Below are 19796 nucleotides of genomic sequence, written 5' to 3'. Positions count from 1 at the left end.
GTAAAGATATGAGCCCTACTGTGGATACCCTGGTCATTCGTCGTCCTGATGATTGGCATTTGCACCTGCGTGATGGCGCTGTGCTGGAATCGGTCTTGGGCCATACGGCGGCACAATTTGACCGGGCCATCGTCATGCCCAACCTGACCCCGCCCGTTACAGCCACTGCACAGGCACTGGCCTATCGCGAGCGTATTCTGAGCGCATTGGCCAAAACCGAGTATGTCGGCAAGTTTGAACCTTTGATGACTTTGTACCTGACGGACAATACTCAGCCTGAGGAAATCGTTCGCGCCAAGGAAAGTGGGTTTGTGCATGGCGTGAAGCTGTATCCAGCCGGCGCCACCACAAACTCCGATGCAGGCGTGACAGATTTGCTGAAGAACTGTTCCAAGGTGCTGGCCCAGATGCAGGAATCGGGCATGCCGTTGCTGATGCACGGTGAGGTCACGGACCCCAGCATCGACTTGTTCGACCGCGAGGCCGTGTTCATCGAGCGTGTGATGATTCCCATGCGCAAGGCTTTCCCCGAGCTGAAAGTGGTGTTTGAGCACTTGACCACGGCAGAGGGCGCCGCTTACGTGAGCCAGGCCGAAGGCCCGGTTGCCGCAACCATCACCGCCCACCACTTGCTCTATAACCGTAATGCCCTGTTCCAGGGTGGCCTGCAGCCGCATTGGTATTGTCTGCCCGTCTTGAAGCGCGAGAAGCACCGTCAGGCTTTGGTAGATGCCGCCACCAGCGATAGCAATCGTTTCTTCCTGGGCACAGACAGTGCGCCGCATTCGCGTAGCCGCAAAGAACAAAGCTGTGGCTGTGCGGGCTGTTATACCGCTCTGCACGCTATGGAGCTGTACGCTTCGGCTTTTGATAAGGCCGGTCGTCTGGACCGCCTGGAAGCCTTTGCCAGCTTGAATGGCCCTGCTTTTTACGGTTTGCCGGTCAATGAAGGAACCATGACGTTGCAACGTAGCCAGTTCACCATTCCCGAGTCCGTGGAAATGGCGGGTGAGCCGTTGATTCCTCTGGCTGCCGGCCAGGCTCTGGACTGGAGTGTGGTGAGCTAAGGGTGAAAGAAGCCGTCCGATTTCAGTGTCTTTGATAGCGCTGAGTCGGGCAGCTCCTGATATCTGCTTTCACTGCAAGATAGCTCCGTGGAAACTGCTTTTCTTGATACAGCGTGGTCTGCCTTGGCTGTTCGCATGGCCGCCACTGCTTTGGTTGTTGTTCTGGTTTCGTGGTCAGTCGGGGTATTTGGGCCCTTGATTGGTGGTGCGCTGGCGGGCTTGCCCATGGTATTGGGCCCCGGCTTTTATTTTCTGTCCCAGCAGTTTCCTGCCGATTATGTGCAGCAGGCGGCAACCTATGCCGTGTATTCGCTAAGCGCGACTCAGCTGTTCTTGCTGCTCATCATTCTTTGTGCTCCCACCCTGTCGCCCTGGCGCACCTTATTGTGTGCAGTGGCAGGTTGGGCGGTGGCAGCCTTGCTCCTGTCCTTTATGCCTGTGCAGCCCTTGCTGGGCCTGGCTTTGTTTATTGCTGTGACTGCGTTCAGCTTGCGCGTTTCGCGCCGTCTGGCCGGCATGAAAGGAAGCAGCAAAGCGAAGGCGGGCTGGGGCTTGCTGATATTCAGAGGGGCTTTGGCTGGACTTTTGGTCGCTATCGTGACCACCAGCAGCTCCCTGCTGGGACCGAGCTTGTCAGGGCTGATTATGGCCTTCCCCATTGGCTACACCGTGGTGGCGGTGACCATTCATCAAACCTTGGGTGCGGCAAGCCTGGTAGCGACCTTGCGTTCAGCGTTGTGGGGGACAGGTAGCCTGGCGGGGTTTTGCACCACGCTGGCGCTGACTTTCACGCATCTGCACTGGCTGACAGCCTTGTTGCTGGCTGCCGCCGTGTCGATTGCGATTACCTTGCTATTGGTGTTTCGCCCCTGGGCTCACCGGGATTAAGTACTTATTCTGCGTCGAACAGATCCTGACCCTGCGTGTTGCGTGGAGGCGTTAGCCCCAAGTGACGCCAGGTGTTCAGGGTAGCAATACGGCCCCTGGGGGTGCGTTGCAAAAAACCGTGCTGGATCAGATACGGTTCGATCACATCTTCGATGGTGTCGCGCTCTTCACCAATGGCAGCGGCCAGACTGTCTACGCCCACCGGGCCACCGTCGAATTTATGCACGATGGCTTCCAGCAGTTTTCTGTCCATCAAATCCAGACCTTGCGGGTCCACTTCCAGCATGGACAGGGCGGCTTGTGCACACTCGGTATGGATGATGCCGCCGGTTTTGACTTCGGCGTAGTCGCGCACCCGGCGCAAGAGCCGGTTGGCGATACGTGGTGTGCCGCGTGAACGGCGGGCAATTTCGTAAGTGCCTTCATCGGTTGTGCTGACATTAAGCAGCCCCGCACTGCGCGCCACGATATGCGTCAGGTCTTTGACGTCATAGAACTCCAGGCGAGACACAATGCCAAAGCGGTCGCGCAAGGGATTGGTCAACATGCCGGCGCGAGTGGTCGCGCCGACCAGGGTAAAGGGCTGCAAATCCAGTTTGACGCTGCGGGCGGCCGGGCCTTCGCCAATCAGGATATCAATTTGAAAGTCTTCCAGCGCTGGATACAGAATTTCCTCCACGACGGGGGACAAGCGATGGATCTCGTCAATAAAGAGAACGTCGTTGGGTTCCAGATTTGTCAGCAAGGCGGCCAGATCACCGGGACGCTCCAGCACGGGACCGGAAGTCTGGCGCAGGTTCACCCCCATTTCATGGGCAATGATGTGAGCCAGGGTGGTTTTACCCAAACCGGGAGGGCCAAACAGCAAGACGTGGTCTAGCGCTTCCTGGCGCTGGCGAGCAGCCGCGATAAAGATTTCCAGCTGTTCGCGGGCCCGGGCTTGCCCGACATAGTCCTCCAGCATCTTGGGTCGCAAGGCGCGTTCGATGGACTCTTCGTTGGGCGACAGGGGCTTGGGCGTGATGATGCGCTGTTCAGAAGGCAGGCTGGAGAGCGAATCGGAATGAATGGCCATGATGACTACGCTGATTGAATATACAGTATGGTACACCAAGCGCAAGCCGCTTGAGTACCGTCACCAGCGTGGGATGAGCGGCCGTAGACCTCTCATGCTTCACACCTTGTGCCGGAACCCGGTTTTAAGCACTCAGGGCTAGGCCACGTTGCGAGGCATCCTCCATAATGTGGACTGGAGTTTTCAAACGAGATTTTAGCCATGTCCCTGGAATTACCTGTTTTTGCTGATGTTGTAGCCGCCGCTGAACGCTTGGCGCCTGTGGCACACCGTACACCAGTCTTGACTTCTGCCACCTTGAACGAGCGCCTGAATGGCGAAGTCTACTTCAAGTGCGAGAACTTTCAGCGTATTGGTGCTTTCAAGTTTCGCGGTGGCTTCAATGCGCTGGCGCAGTTGAACGAGCAGCAGAAAAAAGCAGGTGTCGTGGCTTTTTCCTCTGGCAATCATGCGCAGGCGGTCGCCTTGTCGGCCAAGCTTTTGGGCATACCGGCCACCATCATCATGAATTCGGATGCTCCGGCTGCCAAACTGGCTGCGACGCGCGGCTATGGTGCCAAAGTGATCGAGTATGACCGCCTGACCCAGGATCGTGCCCAGATTGCACAAGAGTTGGTGGATCGTGAGGGGTTGACCCTGATTCCCCCCTTTGCACATCCCGATGTCATCGCGGGGCAGGGTACGGCCGCATTGGAGCTGTTGCAGGACGTGCCGGACTTGCAACAGTTCTACGCGCCCTTAGGAGGCGGTGGCTTGCTGTCGGGCTGCTTGCTGGCGGTCAAGGCCATGGCTCCGGCTTGTGAAGTCTTTGGGGTGGAGCCGCAGGCAGGAGATGATGCCCAGCAGTCCCTGCGCAGTGGGGAGATCGTCAAGATTGCGCCGCCTGCATCGATTGCGGATGGGGCACTGACCCAAGCGTTGGCACCGATGACATTTGAGTTGATTCGCAGCATGGTGACGGATATTTTGACGGTGCCTGATACCGAGCTGGTTCAGGCCATGCGTTTTTTTGCGGAACGCATGAAGATGGTGGTGGAGCCTACAGGCTGTTTGGGGGCCGCGGCGGTAATGCGGCAGGGAGATTTGCAAGGCCGCAAGGTGGGCGTACTGATCAGTGGCGGTAATGTGGATGTGTCCGCCCTGGGGCGTCTGCTTGCTTGATGCGTTAAATGGGTTGCAGACGCAGGCATTGATCTTGCCCATGTTTCAAAAAGCGGGTCAAACTGGAGTTGCAAACGAGCAAACGAGCAAACGAGCAAACGAGCAAACGAGCAAACGAGCAAACGAGCAAACGAGCAAACGAGCAGACCACAGTAAGCCAATAGGGCAGTTAGCCCGTACCTCATCTCATCAATAAGCGTCATGATGGATAAGTTGCCCCCTGTATAGACAAAGAAACCGGGCCGTTCCTATGAACAGCCCGGTTTTTTTATACATGGCAGTGTGGTATCAAGCGCGTGACAGCGACTTCAGTGCCTGCTTGATCCCTTCCGACACATCAATATCATCCGGCAAGGCTTTGACAGCAATACTGGCCTCCTTGCTGGAATAACCCAAAGCTTCCAGAGCATGCAATACGTCATCCCGGCTGTTGGGCACCGCGCTGACTGTACCGCTGGAACCCAGGTCCGCACCCAGCTTGCCGCGCAACTCCAGTAACAGACGCTCGGCAGTTTTTTTACCTATACCGGGGATCTTCACCAGACGGGAAGTCTCCTGGCGTGTAATAGCATCGGCCAGCTCTTCAGCACTCATGCCCGAGAGCAAGGACAGGGCCGTGCGGGCACCGATGCCGGTGACTTTGATCAGTGCCTTGAACGTGCTGCGCTCGTTCAGGCTGGAAAAGCCAAACAGCACGTGAGCATCTTCACGAATAGCCAGGTGGGTGTACAGATTGACCTGTGCGCCCAGTTCCGGCATTTGGTAGAGCGTACTCATGGGCACATCGATTTCATAACCAACCCCACCCACATCCACACAGATGGTAGGCGGTTGTTTCTCGATCAAGGTACCCCGGATGCGACCTATCATGACATTCCTTCTGGATAGTTAACCCAAGATCCGGCCAGCGCGAATGCGACGGCGCGGCCCGGTGGTGATGGCTCCGCTTTTTTGCAGGCCGCCCACCACACTGCTGTGATGAGCATGGCTGATGGCGCAGGCCAGGGCATCGGCCGAGTCCGGCGCAGGCAGGCCGTTCAGCTGCAGGAGCCGCTGTACCATCAGCTGGATTTGTTCTTTGGCAGCATGACCGCTGCCGGTGACGGTTTTCTTGATCTGCAAAGCGGTGTACTCATGCACATCCAGTCCACCTACAGCCAGCGCACACAAGGCGGCACCCCGAGCTTGCCCCAGCAAAAGGGTAGAGGCCGGGTTGCTGTTGACAAAGACTTTTTCGATCGCAGAGGTATCGGGCTTGCTGTGCTCAATCACTTCCGTGATGTGAGTCAGAATCAGCTTTAGCCGCTCTGCCAGAGGCAGATCAGGCGGGACCACAATGGTCCCGCTGGCCACATAGCGCAAGCTGGGCCCCTGGGCGTCGATCACTCCGAAACCAGTGCGACGCAAGCCAGGGTCTATGCCCAGGATTCGCATATTAGTGACGGAAGTGGCGTGTGCCGGTCAGGACCATGGCAATACCACGCTCGTTGGCGGCGGCGATGACTTCGTCATCACGCACGCTGCCGCCGGGTTGAATCACGCAGGTGGCGCCCGCTTCGGCAACCACATCCAGACCATCGCGGAAGGGGAAGAAGGCGTCGGATGCGACGGCTGAACCCTGCAGGGTCAAGCCAGCGTTTTCAGCCTTGATGGACGCGATGCGGGCGGAGTCCACACGGCTCATCTGGCCTGCGCCCACGCCCAGCGTCATGCCCTGACCGCAGAACACGATAGCGTTCGATTTCACGTACTTGGCCACGTTCCAGGCAAACAGCATGTCTTGCATTTGCTGAGCCGTAGGTTGAACTTGCGTCACAACCTTGAAGCCTTCGGTGTTGTCGCGGAACGTGTCAGGTGTTTGCACCAACCAGCCGCCGCCGACACGCTTCACGTCAAAGGCGTTGTGCGCCTGACCAGGCTGAATGCTGAGTACGCGTACGTTCTTTTTGGCAGCAAATACGTCCAAGGCGCCTTGTGTGTAGGAAGGTGCCAGCAGCACTTCTACAAACTGGCTGCTGATCGCTTGGGCAGCGGCTTCGTCCACTTCGCGGTTAAAGGCAATAATGCCGCCAAAGGCCGAAGTTGGGTCGGTTTGGAAGGCTTTGCGGTAAGACTCTTGGGCAGTTTCGCCCAGCGCCACGCCGCAAGGGTTGGCGTGCTTGACGATGACGCAAGCGCCGGCATCAAAGCTGCGCACACACTCCCAAGCTGCATCGGCGTCTGCAATATTGTTGTAAGACAGCTCTTTACCCTGCAATTGCTTGTAGCGGCCCAGCAGACCGTCGCCAATGGTGCCGTCTGTGTAAAAGGCAGCGCTTTGGTGCGGGTTTTCGCCGTAACGCAGGGTCTGTTCCTGTTTGAGCTGAATAGTCAGCACATTGGGCCATGTGTTCACTTCGGGGGCGCTGTCCTGGGCGGGCTCGGCTTGAGCCAGGCTGCTCAGGTAAGCGGCAATCGCGCCGTCGTAAGCGGCCGTGTGAGCATACACTTTGGCCGCCAGTTCCAGACGCAGGCCGTAAGAAGGGTGACCGGCAGGGCCGTCCATATCCGCCAGCACGCGTTCGTAATCAACAGGGTCAATCACGACACAGGCGCCGCCTTCGGGGGTGCCGTGATTTTTGGCTGCTGCACGCAGCATGGCAGGGCCGCCAATATCAATGTTTTCCACCGCATCGGCGAAGGTGCAGCCGGGCTTGGCGATGGTTTCACGGAACGGGTAAAGATTGACGACCAGCAGATCGATACGGTCAATGTCGTGTTCTTCCAGCGTCTTCAAGTGTTCGGCGCTGTCGCGACGAGCCAGCAGACCACCGTGAATTTTTGGATGCAGTGTTTTGACACGGCCATCCAGAATTTCTGGCGAACCAGTGTGCTGGGCCACTTCGGTGACGGTCAAGCCAGCCTGGGCCAGCAACTTGGCCGTGCCGCCTGTGGAAAGGAGACGCACGCCACGTTGGGCAAGTGCTTGGGCGAACTCGACAATACCGGTTTTGTCGGAGACAGAAAGAAGAGCTGTCTGGATTTTCATGGAAGGTGAGACGTGAGAGTTAGGAATCAGGGTTGCAGGTTGTGGGCACTGAGCTTCTTGCGCAAGGTACTGCGCGTGATGCCCAGCATTTCCGCGGCCTTGGACTGATTGCCTGCGGATTTTTCCAGGGCAACTTGCAGCACAGGCCGTTCCACGCACGAGATGACCATCGACAACAGATCGCGTGGCTCGGATTCGCCCAGATCGGCGAAATAGCGCTCGAGGCGTTCACGTACGGACTGTTCTAGTGGGTTGGTCGTTGACATTTTTTTCTGAAGGTATACGAAGTACTTAAATACAAAAGAGCCACATGGCTGACTTTTATTGCAGGTAGGGCTGGTCCAGGTCGCATTCTTGAAACCATTGAGTAATGGCTTCTAATTGATCTGCACAGTTTTCGATACGATTAATCTGATCCAGCCAGTGTCGGGCGTCAGGCATGTCCGACAGATACCAGCCTATGTGCTTGCGGGCAGTACGTACTCCAGTGTGCTGCCCGTAGAAAGCGTAATGGTCTTGCAGGTGTTCGATCATGCAATCGCGCAGCTCGCCAAAGGTGGGGGCAGCGCGATGTTCGCCATGCTCGAGATAATGCAGGATTTCCCGGAAAATCCAGGGGCGTCCTTGCGCGGCTCGGCCTATCATGACGGCATCCGCTCCGGTGTACTCTAGTACGAATTTTGCCTTTTCGGGACTATCGATATCCCCATTGGCGATGACCGGAATAGAGAGACTGTTTTTGACTTCGCGTATGGTGTCGTATTCGGCATGGCCCTGGTAGAAGTCGCAGCGGGTGCGGCCATGCAAGGTCAAAGCAGCGATGCCGATATCCTCGGCCAAGCGGGCAATACGAACAGCATTGCGCGATTGCGCATCCCAGCCGGTGCGGGTCTTGAGTGTAACCGGAACCTGGTAGGGAGTACATGCCTTGACAACATGCTCAAGGATCTGGATGATGCGCGGCTCATCGCGCAGCAGGGCGGAACCGGAGGCGACATTGCACACTTTTTTGGCCGGACACCCCATATTGATATCAATGATGCGGGCGCCTTTGCGGATATTGAACACCGCTGCCTCGGCCATCATCTCGGGGTCGGAACCGGCAATCTGTACTGCCACCGGATCGGCCTCGCCCTCGTGATTGAGGCGCCGTGATGTTTTCACGCTGTCCCACAAACGCTTGTTGCTGGCAGCCATTTCCGAGACGGCATAGCCTGCGCCCAAGGTCTTGCACAGACGACGATAAGGTCTATCTGTGACTCCCGCCATGGGTGCAATGAAAATAGGGTTGGGAAGGGTCCAGGGGCCGATACGCATGGGAAAGATTTTAACCCTGCGACACCGGTTCGTGCGCAAGGACTTGCAAGAAGAAAAAAGGGTTAGCCCCGATTCGGGGCCTTGGCAGCCAGTGTGCTTACGCGCGCATCCCTTGCAGAAGTTGCCGGGCAAATGGCTGACGGGCAAAAGGCAGGGTGTCCATGGCCAATAGCCCCAGACCACAGGCATGCTGGATCAATGGGTTTCTGGTCGCAAACAAGCGTGGCAGCGTGTCCGTGATGGCCGCCGTCAGCCAGCGATCAGGGCGACGCAGGCGCGCGTAACGAGCCAGAAATGGGTCTGGGTTTTGCCGACAATCTGCTTGCCAGGCCGCCAGGCACTGTGACAATTGCGCGACATCGCGCAAGCCCAGGTTCAGGCCTTGGCCGGCCACCGGATGAAGGGTCTGGGCCGCATTGCCTACGGCCAGCAGACGTTCGGACAGGCGGCTGGGGCCGGCATGAAAGGCGAGGGGGAAAATGTGGCGTTTCGATACCAGCTCCAGCTGTCCCAAACGTTCGCCAAAGGCGTGCAGCATGGCGGTCTGGAACTGCTCAACAGGTAGTTCGGCCAGGGACTGGCTGCGCTCAGGGCTGTTGCACCAGACGATTGCGTACAGATCCGGCGCATCAGGATGGGGCAGGGCTGCAAAGGGACCATTTTCCGTAAAGCGTTCATAAGCCCAGCCGCTTTGAGGCTGACTGGCGCGCACGGTGGTCAGCAATGCGTGCTGACCATAGTCGCGGCGCACCCCTTTGGGGCGGACGCCATCGCATTGCACGGCCAGTAAGGCAGTGGCCTGCCCGCTATCGTGATCGACCAGAATCTGTCCGGGGGCGCTGTGGGTCTGCGCCTGCTGCGCGGGCAACAGGGTCACGCCGCTGTCTCGCAGTCGAGCGTGCAAGGCCCAGAGCAAATCGTCGTAATGGACGACGGCGCCCAGATCAGGCACCCCCAGCTCGTCAGCCTGAATCAGGCAGCGGCCCAGTCGTCCTTTCTGGGAAACATGCACGGTGCGCATCAGGGCCGCGCGCTCCGGCCAGGCCTGGAGCTGGTTCACAATCAGGCGGCGGCTGCCGTGATTGAGAGCCAGGGTGCGCGGGTCGCCCTGTGCATGTTCGGTGCTGGCCAGGTCGAAGTTTTTCCCCAGAACGGCGATACGTGACGGATTTGGGTGCTGGGCAGCCAGCATTAGCGCCAAAGCTGCGCCTACGGGACCGGCGCCACAAATGGCGATGTCGTAGTCAGTGGCATTCATGGGAACCTCATGACGGCAAGGAAGTAATTCGGGTATTGTACGGGAAGGTGGCTGTCAATTTGCCGTCAGGCCCGTGACAGCTGTGAGCAATGGCTGACAACACAAGCCCGGACTGGATGCCCCGCATGCCCCACCCGACTTTGTCATTGGAACAGACCAAACCATTTCGTCATCAGCTTACCGCCGCCTGCCTGTCCTTGCTGTTGGGGGCGATCGGCGCGCATGGCTGGTATCTGGGTCGTCGCTACTGGTATATCCCTTTGATGGTGACAGCATTGGCCATAGGGGGCACGGTGGCATGGAAGCAGGGGCTGGACGATGTGTTCCCGAACATGCTGATTTTGCCGGTCAGCGCCGGGATAATCGAAGCGGTGGTCTTGGCCCTGCGCAATCCGAAAAAATTTGATGCTCTCTACAACCCGCAAAGCGAGCGGCATAATCAACATGGCTGGCCTTCTGTCTTGACCGCCGTTATCGCAAGCGTCGCGTTTGTGAACATTAGCCTGTACTGGCTGGTACACATCATCATGGCGGTGTACCGCTACCTGGGCTGGCTGGATCTGTCTGTGTATTAAACACATCAAGTGCCTTGTAAAGTAAAGGTTTTTCACAGGTCTTCCCTTGTGAAGGAAGCAGGGGCACGTTACAATGCAAGTTCTTTCGTTTTATAGGAGCTGTGTGGTGAATCCCGACCCCGGCGACAGTGCTAGTCGATCTATGTTCGACCTAACCATGTCCAGGCGCGTTCAGGCCCGCTGATTCCTTCACAGCTTGCCGCGTCCTGGTAATTTCAGGGCGTGGTATCTCAGGCAGCTGTTCTGCTGCCCTCAATTCCCCGCCATTTCATTCTCTGGAAAGCCCTTGGCTTTTTCGAATCCTGATGTGTTGCAACGCTCATGTGCAATAGGGGGAATGTATGCGTATTTTTGATCTCTTTTTGCGCCGTGCCGGCATCCAGGCTTCTGCCCTGCGTGCCCGTGCTCCTTTGTCCGTCTCTCGCCTGACGGTTGTCTGCCCACGTGGCGATCTGGCTCAGATTCGGCGTCGTATCTATTCAGACCTGAATACGGCGGGTATCCGTGTGGCCAATGTGCAGGTTGACCATTCCGACACGCATGATACGGCCTGCGTGACGTTGACCTGCCCACCCGAGTTGCGTGCCGAGCTGATGCAGCGCGCACGGCTGATTCGGGATTATCCCGGTGTGTTGAATGTGAAGTGGGCAGGGCGCGAGCGTATTGCTATAAACTAAACCGCAACTGGATTTGCGGATGGCGCTGCTATGTCCTTGCTCGACTGGCTGACACCCTGGGAGTTCTCTCCTGTTCTGCTATTGACCTTTCTGCTGGTCATTATTCTGTACGTCCGGGGGCGGCAAGTGCACCGCCCCAATCTTTTGCGCCAGTCCTTCTTTTGGATTGGCCTGATTCTTCTCTACCTTTCCTTGCACACGCGCCTGGATTATTACGCTGAGCGCATGTTCTTCATCCATCGGGCCCAACATTTGATTCTTCATCATCTGGGTCCCTTGTTCCTGATGGGGGCTTATCCCGGCCAAACCTTGCGTGCCGGTCTGCCCCTGAGCGGGCGTCGAGCCTTGGCGCAATGGCTGCGCCGTCCTGTTGGGCGAGGCGTTCAGGCTATCTTGACCAACCCGATTCTGGTTGCCTTCCTGTTCGTTTTTCTGGTTCTGATCTGGATGCTGCCCACGGTGCAGTTTTACTCCATGTTGGACTGGCGTCTGTACCGTCTGATGAACTGGTCTGTGGTTATCAGCGGGATCCTGTACTGGAACCTCATTCTGGATCGTCGCCCTTCGCCTCCAGCCCGCTTGTCGGTGGGCGGGCGTATACTTTCGCCGGTCATTACGATGGTGCCGCAAATGATCGTGGGCGCCGTCATCACGTTCACCGAATACGACCTTTATCCGATTTTTGATCTCTGTGGTCGTGCCATTCCAGGTATGGACGCCCTGGCGGATCAGGTTATGGGTGGCCTGATTATGTGGGTGCTGGCTGGTTTGGTGGAAGTATTTGGCCTGTTGTATGCCTTAGGCACGTTGATGCGTTTGTCGACGCGTCACCGTTTGCCAGAATCGCGCAAGCCGGGCAGCGCTATGATGGTCAGGGCCAATTGATTTTGTCGGGAGTATCCATGTCGTTTAGACCTGCTCGTTCCACCTTGTCTTTGTGTCTGGCCCTGTCGCTGGCTTTCGGTCCGGTGCTGCCGGTACAGGCTCAGCCTGTGGGGATTCCCTCCATGGGAGCGGCTTCGGGGGCCGAGCTGTCGCCGGCTTTGGAGCGTACCTTGGGCAATGCCATCATGGAGCAGGGCAGGCGTTCGCCTGAATACGTGTCGGACCCGGACATCAACCAGTATCTGACTGACATGGGTCGCAAGCTGGCCCAGTATGGCCCCGCCATGGCACAACCCGTCACGGTGTTTGCCCTGCGCGATAGCAGTATTAATGCTTTCGCATTGCCGGGGGGATACATCGGCATTCATAGCGGGTTGTTTACGGCGTCGAAGTCCGAGTCCGAGCTGGCCTCGGTGCTGGCTCACGAAATCGCCCACGTAGCGCAGCGACACGTGGCGCGTGGCATTACGCAAAGCGCACAGAGCAACCATTTGCTGATTGCCGCTCTGGCCGGCGCCTTGCTGGGCGCCTTGGCCGGTAGTGGCGATCTGGCGATGGGGGCAGCCGCGTTTGGTCAGGCGGCGGCGGTGGATCGTCAGCTGGGTTTTTCGCGTCAGGCTGAGCAGGAGGCCGACCGGCTGGGTTTTGAAATGCTGCTCAAGGCCGGCTACGAGCCCCAAGGCATGGTGCAGATGTTTCAGCGCCTGGCTGCCGCCTCGCGCCTGAACGAGCGGGCCACTGCCAATGAATACGCCAGTACGCACCCCATGTCTCAGCAACGCGAGTCGGATATCAGCAACCGCGTGCGGGGCTTGCCGGCCAAACAGTATCAGGACACGCCCTCATTCTGGTATATCCGGGCCAAGCTGATGGTGCTGCAGGCTGGAGGAGGGCAGTCCCTGAGAGCATTGGAGCAGGCGCTGCAAAGTACGAATCAGTCACAAAGCGAGGTGGAGCGTTCGGCAGCCCAGTACGGTCTGGCCTATATTGCGCAAGGACGTCAGGATTATGAGCAGGCGCGTGCGCATTTGGCACAGGCCCGAGCGCAGGGCAAGTATCAGGCTCCCGAGTTGGATACCCTGGATATTCGCATTGCGATTGCCGATCGGGACATACAAGGCGCGCTGAATCTGGCCAAGCAGGCATGGCAGCGTTGGCCCAAGAGCCAAGGAGTGGCGTTGGCCTATGTGCAGGTTCTGCAGCAGTTGGGTCAAAATGATCAGGCCCAGGCATTTTTGCTGGAGCGCATCAAGCAATGGCCCGATGAGCCGCAACTGCACCAGTTGCTGGCCCAGACTTACGATCGCCTCGGGGATGGCGTAAAAGCCCGGCGCGCCATGGCTGAGTATTATCAACTGGTCGGGGCCTTGCCTACCGCGGTGGAACAACTGCAGCAGGCGCGTAATTTGACGCAGGATTTTTATCAGCAGTCCGAGCTGGATACCCAGATTCGTCAATTACGCGAACGGGTGGAAAGCGAGCGCGTCTTGCTGGAGCGGTTCCGCTCTTGAGCAATGCGCCGCTTGCCGGTGAGCTCAGTCGGTATCAGCTATTGGTTTCAAAGAAGCGGGCCAGGCGTGCGGGCAACCACCCCATATTGCCGGGAATACTCCCTGTGATGAAACCCACATGCCCGCCTTGTGCGGGCTGGTGCAGCAAGATGGCGTCCGAGCAATCCTGAATGGTGGGCAGGCTGACTTGTGGCACGAATGGGTCGTTCAGGGCATTCAGGACCAGTGTGGGCACTTTGATGTGGCGCAGCAAGGGTTTGCTGGAGGCGCGTGTCCAATAATCCAGGGCGTGGCTGAAACCATGCATCGGCGCCGTATAAATATCGTCAAAGTCCCGCAAGGTACGCGCTTGATTCAGACGTGCGGTATCGACCATGCCGGGGAATCGATGGGCTTTGTCCTGCAGTTTGCTGCGCATGCTTTTGAGGAAATAGGGCGAGTAGAACCAGCGCCCCATGCGGGACTCGGACAGATAGCGACCGCAGGCGACCAGATCCAGCGGAACCGAAATGGACGCACAGGCCTGCAGCCAGGAAACCTCGTCGCCCGCTTCGCCCAGGTATTTGAGCATGGCATTGCCACCCAGTGAGGTGCCGGCCGCATGCCAGCGCACATGGGGTAGATGTTTGCGCACCGTATTCAGAATAAAGCTGACCTCTTCAGAGTCACCCGAATAGTAGGCGCGTGCCATGCGATTGGGAAAGCCGGAGCAACCCCGGAAATGGGCCACCACGACAATCCAGCCACGAGCGCGGAAATATTGCGCAATCGCCTGAATGTAATGGCTGCGACTGCTGCCTTCCAGTCCGTGAAACAGGACCAGGGCATGCGTGTCGGCCGTCGCCGGCAAGCTGTTCCAGTCCTGGTCTTGCATCCAGCGTCGGGCGGCAGTGCGCGACAAGTGGGCGTCAGGTTGAGCTGTGGCGCCGCTAGCCAATTTGTCGGCAAACAGACCGGGCCCGGTCCAGTCCAGATCCAGGAAGTCACCATCCGGTGTGTCGATTCTTTGACGAACAAAGGCGATGTGGTGATGGCGGGCGAAAAAAGCCCCATGGATGGTTTGCAGGTGTCCGCCAGGCAGCCAGGCCGGCAGGGGACAGGCGCTGGAATCCAGGCGGGCGACCGGATCGGCGTGACGCCAGGGTTGCGCGTCTACTCCGGGCGCCAAGCCCGGTTCCATCGCATTGCCAGAGGGGGAAGCAGTAGGGTCCAACGAAGCCAGTTTCAGAAATTAATGACCGTGAACTTTCTCGCCTTCTTTCAGGCGGTAGCGGGCACCACAGTAAGGGCAGGCGGCCTCACCGGTTTTGCTGATATCGATATACACGCGAGGGTGCATGTTCCACAGTGGGCTGCCAGGACGGGGGCAGTGCACGGGCAGATCGTCGGCTCCGACCATAATCAGTTCGTGATCTGCTTTTTTAGGTTCGATAGCGGCGCTCATAGGGTTCCTGATAAACAATGACAAGGGTAAACATACCGTACACGTAGCGGCGGTGCCGAACATTACGTGCCTAGAGTTGCGATTGTAGCAAGACACGGCCTGTTTTTTCTTGACCTTATCGACTGCGCAAGATGTTCGTGCCCGAGTTTTGCTTCTAGAATAAGGCCAATCATAAGTAAAGCTGTCACCGCTGTTCAGCGCTTGCGGGCAGCACATCTCAGGAGACGGCGTGTCAGCCATCACAAGATTATCGGCCTTGTTGCCCCGTGCACAGGATCGTGTGCATATGCGCGCCGGTTTTATCGACTTTATTCCTGCCCTGATTGCCACGGTGGTGTGGGGGTTTGTAACGGGCGTGGCCATGGTCAAGTCGGGGTTAAGTGGTGTTGAAGCCACCTTGATGACGCTGTTTGTGTATGCCGGCTCGGCCCAGCTCACTGCCTTGCCCCTGATTGAGTCTCACGCGCCCTTGTGGCTGATTTTTACCGCCGGTTTCATCGTCAATATTCGCTTCATTATTTTTGGCGCGGCCCTGCAGCCCTTTTTTCGTCATCTGAGCTGGAAAAAACGCCTGGGCCTGGGCTATATCACCAGCGATATGGTGTTTGTGTTGTTCATGTCCAAGTATGGAGATGCCAAAGAGCGCGGCTCGCGTGAGCATCTCTGGTATTACCTGGGCATTATTTTGCCTGGCTGGTTAAGTTGGCAGATTGCCTCCTTGTCTGGCATTGTGCTCAGTGCCTATGTGCCGCCTTCCTGGTCGCTGGAGTTTGCGGCCATTCTGGCTTTGCTGGCGCTGTTGATTCCGCTGGTCAACAACCGCGCCATGTGGGCCTGTCTGATAACCGCCAGCGTGATTGCGTGGGTCGGACAGGTGCTGCCCTTGCGTTTAGGACTGGTCGCTGCGGTGCTGGGTGGCGTGCTGGCGGGCGTGGCGGCAGAACAACTGCAACGGCATAGGGATGCACGGTGATGAGCGATTGGCAGTATGATTGGTACGTTTTGGGTGCAATCGCCCTGTTGGTGTTGTGCAGCTTGCTCACCCGCTCAGGCTATTTCATGTTTGGTGATCTGCTGCCCCTGACCGAACGTATGCGGCGCGCCTTGCGCTTTGCTCCGGTGGCTGCTCTGGCAGCAATCATCATCCCGGAACTTTTGCCTTGGGCTTACGGCGACACCCCCCGATTGGATATTAAAGCTCTGGCCAGCCTGGTAGCTGTGCTGGTATTTATCCGTACCCGTAACGCTGTTTGGGTAATCGTGGCCGGGATGGTGGCGTTCTGGCTGATACGTGCCTTGATGCCCTAAAATCCTGACGCGAGTACTTACCTGTTCGTCACTGCTGTTGAGGCAGGCGGGCATAAGTTAAAATAGGATTGTTACAAATGCTTGCCACTCGTGGCAAGCCGACTTTTTGCGTACATGACAGATAAAACTCCTTCGACCTCCAATGACCTTACGTTTGCTGATTTCGGTCTGCACCCAGGAATATTAAGCGCCGTTACCGGAGCGGGGTATTCCAAGCCTACGCCTATTCAGGCTGAGGCCATTCCCGTGGTGCTGGCCGGCCGTGATGTCATGGGGGCAGCCCAGACGGGTACAGGTAAGACGGCCGCTTTTTCCTTGCCTATCCTGAATCGTCTGATGGCACATGCCACGACCAGCGCGTCGCCTGCCCGTCACCCGGTGCGGGCCTTGGTATTGACGCCCACTCGCGAGCTGGCCGATCAGGTGGCTGAGAGCATTGCGCTCTACAGCAAGTCGGTTCCGCTGCGCTCGACGGTGGTGTTTGGCGGCGTGGATATCGGACCGCAAAAAGAAGCGCTGCGGCGGGGTGTGGAAATTGTTATTGCCACCCCGGGCCGTTTACTCGATCACATTGATCAGCGCACCATCAATTTAAGCCAGGTCAGCATTCTGGTGCTGGACGAGGCAGACCGCATGCTGGATATGGGCTTTTTGCCTGATCTGGACCGTATTGTTTCCTTGCTGCCCAAAAATCGTCAGGGCCTGCTGTTTTCGGCCACTTTCAGCAAGGAAATCCGCAAGCTGGCACGCACTTTCCTGAACGATCCTGTCGAAATTGAAGTGGCCGCACGCAATGCAACCGCCTCTACGGTCACGCAGGTGGTGTACCCCATGTCGGCTGAGGACAAGCGTCGTGCCGTGGTGCATCTGGTCAAGACCAAGAAGCTGACTCAGACGATTGTTTTCTCCAATACCAAGATTGGCGCTGGGCAATTGGCCCGCTATCTGGAGCGTGAAGGTATCAAGGCCGAGTCCATTCACGGCAACAAGAGTCAGCTGGAACGCATGAAAGTACTCGATGCGTTCAAGAGCGGGACTGTGGACGTGCTGGTAGCCACCGATGTGGCGGCACGAGGTCTGGATGTGGCTGGCATGCCTTGCGTGATCAACGTGGATCTGCCATACAACGCCGAAGATTATGTGCACCGTATTGGCCGTACCGGTCGTGCGGGGGCGTCCGGGGAGGCCATTGCCTTGATGGCGCCGGACGAAGAGCATTTGCTGCAAGAAATTGAAAAACTCATCGGGAACCCGGTTCCCCGCCTGAAGCTGGATTTGCCCTCGGCGCCGTCCTCGTCTCGTTCGGGTTCCAGCCGTCACGAGCGTGGCGAACGTCGTTCGTACCAGTCGAACACGCCACCCATAGACGATTTTTTCCTGAAACCCTACGAGCCTTCCAGCGCGGCGGCCCCCAAGCCTGCGGTGACAACGCCCTCCAACACCACGCGCAAGCGTTCGGTGGGGGTTTTGCTAGGCGGCGGCCGCTACTAAGGCGCGCAAATCTCCAGGCCCGGCATTCAGGACCGGGCTGCGTTCTGAAATGCTTTGCACCAGACGCTCCAGATGCTCAATATGAGGCAACATGGGACCGTAAAAAACGGTCCCATTTTTATTTTGGATCTGTATGGTGGGGAAGTCCTCGATATCTTCATCGCCCAACAGATCGGGTTGCTCTTCGATATCGATCCAGACCAGACAGGCCTGGGGAAACTGCGCAGCCAAGGCTTCAAAGGCGGGCTGATACTGTTGACAGGTCTTACACCATTGGGCACAGAAACAGGCAATCAACAGGGCATCGGGTTGGGCGTGCAGGTGGGCCGCCAGGGCGGGCAGATCATGTTGGGCGTTGAACAAGGCCATAATTTCATACAGACAAAAAGAAGTGACTGTGTCTATGATACTCGGGTAATTGAATTTGCTTAGCAGGAGCCATATGTCCTTTTCATCGTCCGCCCCCTCGCGCTCGGGCCCTGCTGGCGGATGGGCCAGCATTTCCACCGCCTTCAAGCGATCGTTGGTGTCGCAATTTCAGCCACGCATGCTGATGGCCCTGCTTATGCCCTTTCTGATCATGTTCGTGGGGCTGATTTTACTGAGCTGGCTGTTATGGACTCCTATCCAGACCTGGTTGCTGGAGCTGCTCGGCGGCTGGAATGCCTTTGAGTCCGTCGATCAGTGGCTGGTGGGCCTCGGCTTGTTTTCACTGAAAGTGTATCTGGTACCGTTGCTGGCGATTGGGATTTTGCTGCCCCTGGCAGGGGTGCTGGGGCTGGTCCTTGCGGCAGTGCTGGTCATGCCCCTGGTTCTGGGGCATTTGCAGCAGAAAGATTATCCCGATGTCATCAAACAGGGACACAATGCCACGGTCTACAGTGTTTGGAACGCGGTGTGGGTGGGGACCCTGTTTGTAGTGGGGTGGCTCCTGACCTTGCCTTTATGGATTTTTCCTCCTTTTGCGCTGATTTTGCCGGTGTTGTGGTGGGTTTTTGCACTCACACGGATATTGCGGGTGGACGCGCTGGTGGAACATGCCAATGTGCAGGAACGCAAATATCTTTGGTCCCGTCTGAGCAGTCAATATTGGCTGATTGGTCTGATTTTTGCCTTGTTGAACCTGATTCCGCCGGCCTGGCTGGTTTTACCCGTGTTCTCGGCGCTGGTATTTGCGCATTTCTCTTTGGAAAACCTACGTCGCCTGCGTCAGCAAGAAGCAGTTGCGACCACTCATCCACTTATTGACCATGACAACTAACGATCAAGCCATTATTCGTTTGATTATCATCGGTGACGAAATCCTGTCGGGACGTCGCTACGATAAACATTTTTCAAAACTGATTGAACTGCTGGGAGCCAGAGGATTGCAACTGGGGGGCGCACAGATCATTCCCGATGATCTGGACACCATTGCCGCAACCTTGGAACGTAGTTTTGCAACACCGGATATCGTGTTTTGCTGTGGCGGGATTGGTGCCACGCCCGATGACCAGACTCGACAGGCTGCTGCCAAGGCGTTGGGCGTGGAGTTGACGCTGCACCCAGAGGCTGCGGCCCTGATTGCGGAGCGTTGTGCTGAAAATGAACGCAATGGCTTGGGCAGTGCTGATATGTCTTTGCCGGAAAACCAGCAGCGCCTGCAAATGGGGGTGTTTCCTGAAGGTGCTGAAATTGTTCCCAACACCTATAACAAGATCCCTGGATTTTTTATTCGCAATCACACGTTCATGCCCGGCTTTCCCGTGATGGCCTGGCCCATGATGGAGTGGACGCTGGATACCCGGTACCGCGACCTGCATCATCAAGCTCATCGGGTGGAGCATTCCTTCCTGGCATTCAATTTGCCAGAGTCGCGGATTACACCGGCTATGGAACATGTCGAGCTTCATTGGCCAGGAGTCAAAGCCTTCAGCCTGCCCAGTGTGGGGGAGGCAGGCGGACAGCCGCACATTGAGCTGGGCGTCAAGGGGGAGGCGGAACCATCCGCCGAGGCCCTGGCCTACCTGCGGCAACAGGTGCTTGACTTGGGTGGGAGCTTGAGCCCTGCGCTAAAATAGCGCTTGCCAAGCACGCGCGCATTTCATATTATGGAATTTGTTGCGTTGCAT

The 19796-nt window shown here is 57.4% G+C and carries 22 protein-coding genes; 12 read left to right on the top strand and 10 right to left on the bottom strand.

What is annotated here, in order from left to right; all coding sequences use genetic code 11:
- Positions 1 to 8: 8 nt before the first annotated feature.
- Both pyrC and ACOZ42_RS13085 read left to right on the top strand, forming a co-directional pair.
- Positions 9 to 1067 (top strand): dihydroorotase, encoded by a 1059-nt coding sequence (gene pyrC, locus ACOZ42_RS13090; protein WP_003803075.1) that lies wholly within the window; start codon positions 9 to 11, stop codon positions 1065 to 1067.
- 135 nt (positions 1068 to 1202) lie between these two features.
- A complete protein-coding gene (locus ACOZ42_RS13085) occupies positions 1203 to 1955 on the top strand; it encodes a hypothetical protein (RefSeq protein ID WP_426345237.1) in 753 nt (250 codons plus the stop codon).
- Between the two features lie 4 nt (positions 1956 to 1959).
- Here the strand turns inward: ACOZ42_RS13085 and ruvB are convergent, their stop codons facing one another.
- A complete protein-coding gene (gene ruvB, locus ACOZ42_RS13080) occupies positions 1960 to 3030 on the bottom strand; it encodes a Holliday junction branch migration DNA helicase RuvB (RefSeq protein ID WP_003803078.1) in 1071 nt (356 codons plus the stop codon).
- Between the two features lie 201 nt (positions 3031 to 3231).
- Between ruvB and ACOZ42_RS13075 the strand changes: the two genes are divergently transcribed.
- On the top strand, positions 3232 to 4191 hold the full coding sequence (locus ACOZ42_RS13075) for a threo-3-hydroxy-L-aspartate ammonia-lyase (RefSeq protein WP_003803080.1): 960 nt from the start codon (positions 3232 to 3234) through the stop codon (positions 4189 to 4191).
- A gap of 288 nt (positions 4192 to 4479) precedes the next feature.
- Here ACOZ42_RS13075 and ruvA read toward each other — a convergent pair whose 3' ends face one another.
- From ruvA to ACOZ42_RS13045, 6 genes are all read right to left on the bottom strand, one after another.
- The gene (gene ruvA, locus ACOZ42_RS13070) at positions 4480 to 5061 is read right to left on the bottom strand and encodes a Holliday junction branch migration protein RuvA (protein ID WP_336579217.1); all 582 of its coding nucleotides are present in this window, start codon (positions 5059 to 5061) and stop codon (positions 4480 to 4482) included.
- A gap of 18 nt (positions 5062 to 5079) precedes the next feature.
- Complete coding sequence (gene ruvC / locus ACOZ42_RS13065; RefSeq protein WP_336579218.1) at positions 5080 to 5625, bottom strand: crossover junction endodeoxyribonuclease RuvC; 546 nt, start codon at positions 5623 to 5625, stop codon at positions 5080 to 5082.
- 1 nt (position 5626) lies between these two features.
- On the bottom strand, positions 5627 to 7219 hold the full coding sequence (gene purH, locus ACOZ42_RS13060; protein WP_003803087.1) for a bifunctional phosphoribosylaminoimidazolecarboxamide formyltransferase/IMP cyclohydrolase: 1593 nt from the start codon (positions 7217 to 7219) through the stop codon (positions 5627 to 5629).
- A 26-nt stretch (positions 7220 to 7245) separates the two neighbouring features.
- Complete coding sequence (locus ACOZ42_RS13055; protein ID WP_003803089.1) at positions 7246 to 7485, bottom strand: helix-turn-helix domain-containing protein; 240 nt, start codon at positions 7483 to 7485, stop codon at positions 7246 to 7248.
- A 55-nt stretch (positions 7486 to 7540) separates the two neighbouring features.
- Positions 7541 to 8536 carry a tRNA dihydrouridine synthase DusB gene (dusB, locus tag ACOZ42_RS13050; protein ID WP_003803091.1) on the bottom strand — a complete coding sequence of 332 codons (996 nt, stop codon included), beginning with the start codon at positions 8534 to 8536 and terminating at the stop codon, positions 7541 to 7543.
- A gap of 97 nt (positions 8537 to 8633) precedes the next feature.
- Complete coding sequence (locus ACOZ42_RS13045; RefSeq protein WP_003803094.1) at positions 8634 to 9794, bottom strand: FAD-dependent monooxygenase; 1161 nt, start codon at positions 9792 to 9794, stop codon at positions 8634 to 8636.
- 89 nt (positions 9795 to 9883) lie between these two features.
- Between ACOZ42_RS13045 and ACOZ42_RS13040 the strand changes: the two genes are divergently transcribed.
- The 4 genes from ACOZ42_RS13040 to ACOZ42_RS13025 all read left to right on the top strand — a co-directional run bounded on the left by ACOZ42_RS13040 (position 9884) and on the right by ACOZ42_RS13025 (position 13442).
- A complete protein-coding gene (locus ACOZ42_RS13040; protein WP_426345236.1) occupies positions 9884 to 10369 on the top strand; it encodes a hypothetical protein in 486 nt (161 codons plus the stop codon).
- A gap of 341 nt (positions 10370 to 10710) precedes the next feature.
- A complete protein-coding gene (locus ACOZ42_RS13035; RefSeq protein WP_003803097.1) occupies positions 10711 to 11046 on the top strand; it encodes a hypothetical protein in 336 nt (111 codons plus the stop codon).
- Positions 11047 to 11076: 30 nt separating this feature from the next.
- A complete protein-coding gene (locus ACOZ42_RS13030; protein ID WP_131070836.1) occupies positions 11077 to 11931 on the top strand; it encodes a cytochrome c oxidase assembly protein in 855 nt (284 codons plus the stop codon).
- Positions 11932 to 11948: 17 nt separating this feature from the next.
- A complete protein-coding gene (locus tag ACOZ42_RS13025) occupies positions 11949 to 13442 on the top strand; it encodes a M48 family metalloprotease (RefSeq protein WP_003803101.1) in 1494 nt (497 codons plus the stop codon).
- Positions 13443 to 13476: 34 nt separating this feature from the next.
- On the opposite strand, the gene ACOZ42_RS13020 is transcribed toward ACOZ42_RS13025, so the two are convergent.
- Both ACOZ42_RS13020 and ACOZ42_RS13015 read right to left on the bottom strand, forming a co-directional pair.
- Positions 13477 to 14622 carry a YheT family hydrolase gene (locus ACOZ42_RS13020; protein ID WP_426345851.1) on the bottom strand — a complete coding sequence of 382 codons (1146 nt, stop codon included), beginning with the start codon at positions 14620 to 14622 and terminating at the stop codon, positions 13477 to 13479.
- Positions 14623 to 14673: 51 nt separating this feature from the next.
- Positions 14674 to 14886: a zinc-finger domain-containing protein gene (locus ACOZ42_RS13015; protein ID WP_003803104.1), complete on the bottom strand. Its 213-nt coding sequence runs from the start codon at positions 14884 to 14886 to the stop codon at positions 14674 to 14676.
- 286 nt (positions 14887 to 15172) lie between these two features.
- Between ACOZ42_RS13015 and ACOZ42_RS13010 the strand changes: the two genes are divergently transcribed.
- The 3 genes from ACOZ42_RS13010 to ACOZ42_RS13000 all read left to right on the top strand — a co-directional run bounded on the left by ACOZ42_RS13010 (position 15173) and on the right by ACOZ42_RS13000 (position 17685).
- Positions 15173 to 15859, top strand: coding sequence for an AzlC family ABC transporter permease (locus ACOZ42_RS13010; RefSeq protein WP_003803107.1), 687 nt, complete (start codon positions 15173 to 15175; stop codon positions 15857 to 15859).
- Positions 15859 to 16194, top strand: coding sequence for an AzlD domain-containing protein (locus ACOZ42_RS13005; protein WP_003803109.1), 336 nt, complete (start codon positions 15859 to 15861; stop codon positions 16192 to 16194). The genes ACOZ42_RS13010 and ACOZ42_RS13005 overlap by 1 nt, the downstream gene beginning before the upstream one ends.
- A 114-nt stretch (positions 16195 to 16308) precedes the next feature.
- The gene (locus ACOZ42_RS13000) at positions 16309 to 17685 is read left to right on the top strand and encodes a DEAD/DEAH box helicase (protein WP_080584990.1); all 1377 of its coding nucleotides are present in this window, start codon (positions 16309 to 16311) and stop codon (positions 17683 to 17685) included.
- On the opposite strand, the gene ACOZ42_RS12995 is transcribed toward ACOZ42_RS13000, so the two are convergent.
- Complete coding sequence (locus ACOZ42_RS12995) at positions 17665 to 18054, bottom strand: thioredoxin family protein (RefSeq protein WP_003803113.1); 390 nt, start codon at positions 18052 to 18054, stop codon at positions 17665 to 17667. The two genes, ACOZ42_RS13000 and ACOZ42_RS12995, sit on opposite strands and share 21 nt — an antisense overlap.
- Positions 18055 to 18127: 73 nt before the next feature.
- On the opposite strand from ACOZ42_RS12995, the gene ACOZ42_RS12990 reads away from it, so the two are divergent.
- Both ACOZ42_RS12990 and ACOZ42_RS12985 read left to right on the top strand, forming a co-directional pair.
- Complete coding sequence (locus ACOZ42_RS12990) at positions 18128 to 18946, top strand: EI24 domain-containing protein (protein WP_003803115.1); 819 nt, start codon at positions 18128 to 18130, stop codon at positions 18944 to 18946.
- On the top strand, positions 18936 to 19745 hold the full coding sequence (locus ACOZ42_RS12985; protein WP_059318578.1) for a competence/damage-inducible protein A: 810 nt from the start codon (positions 18936 to 18938) through the stop codon (positions 19743 to 19745). Before ACOZ42_RS12990 ends, ACOZ42_RS12985 begins: the two co-directional genes overlap by 11 nt.
- The last annotated feature ends 51 nt before the right edge of the window (positions 19746 to 19796 follow it).

Origin of the sequence: Alcaligenes sp. HNGD-HTN06, assembly GCF_049932565.1 — a bacterium.
In the GTDB taxonomy this organism is placed as follows: Bacteria; Pseudomonadota; Gammaproteobacteria; order Burkholderiales; family Burkholderiaceae_B; genus Alcaligenes; species Alcaligenes ammonioxydans.
Note: the sequence above shows the minus strand (reverse complement) of the source record. Positions and strands in the feature narration are given on the sequence as shown.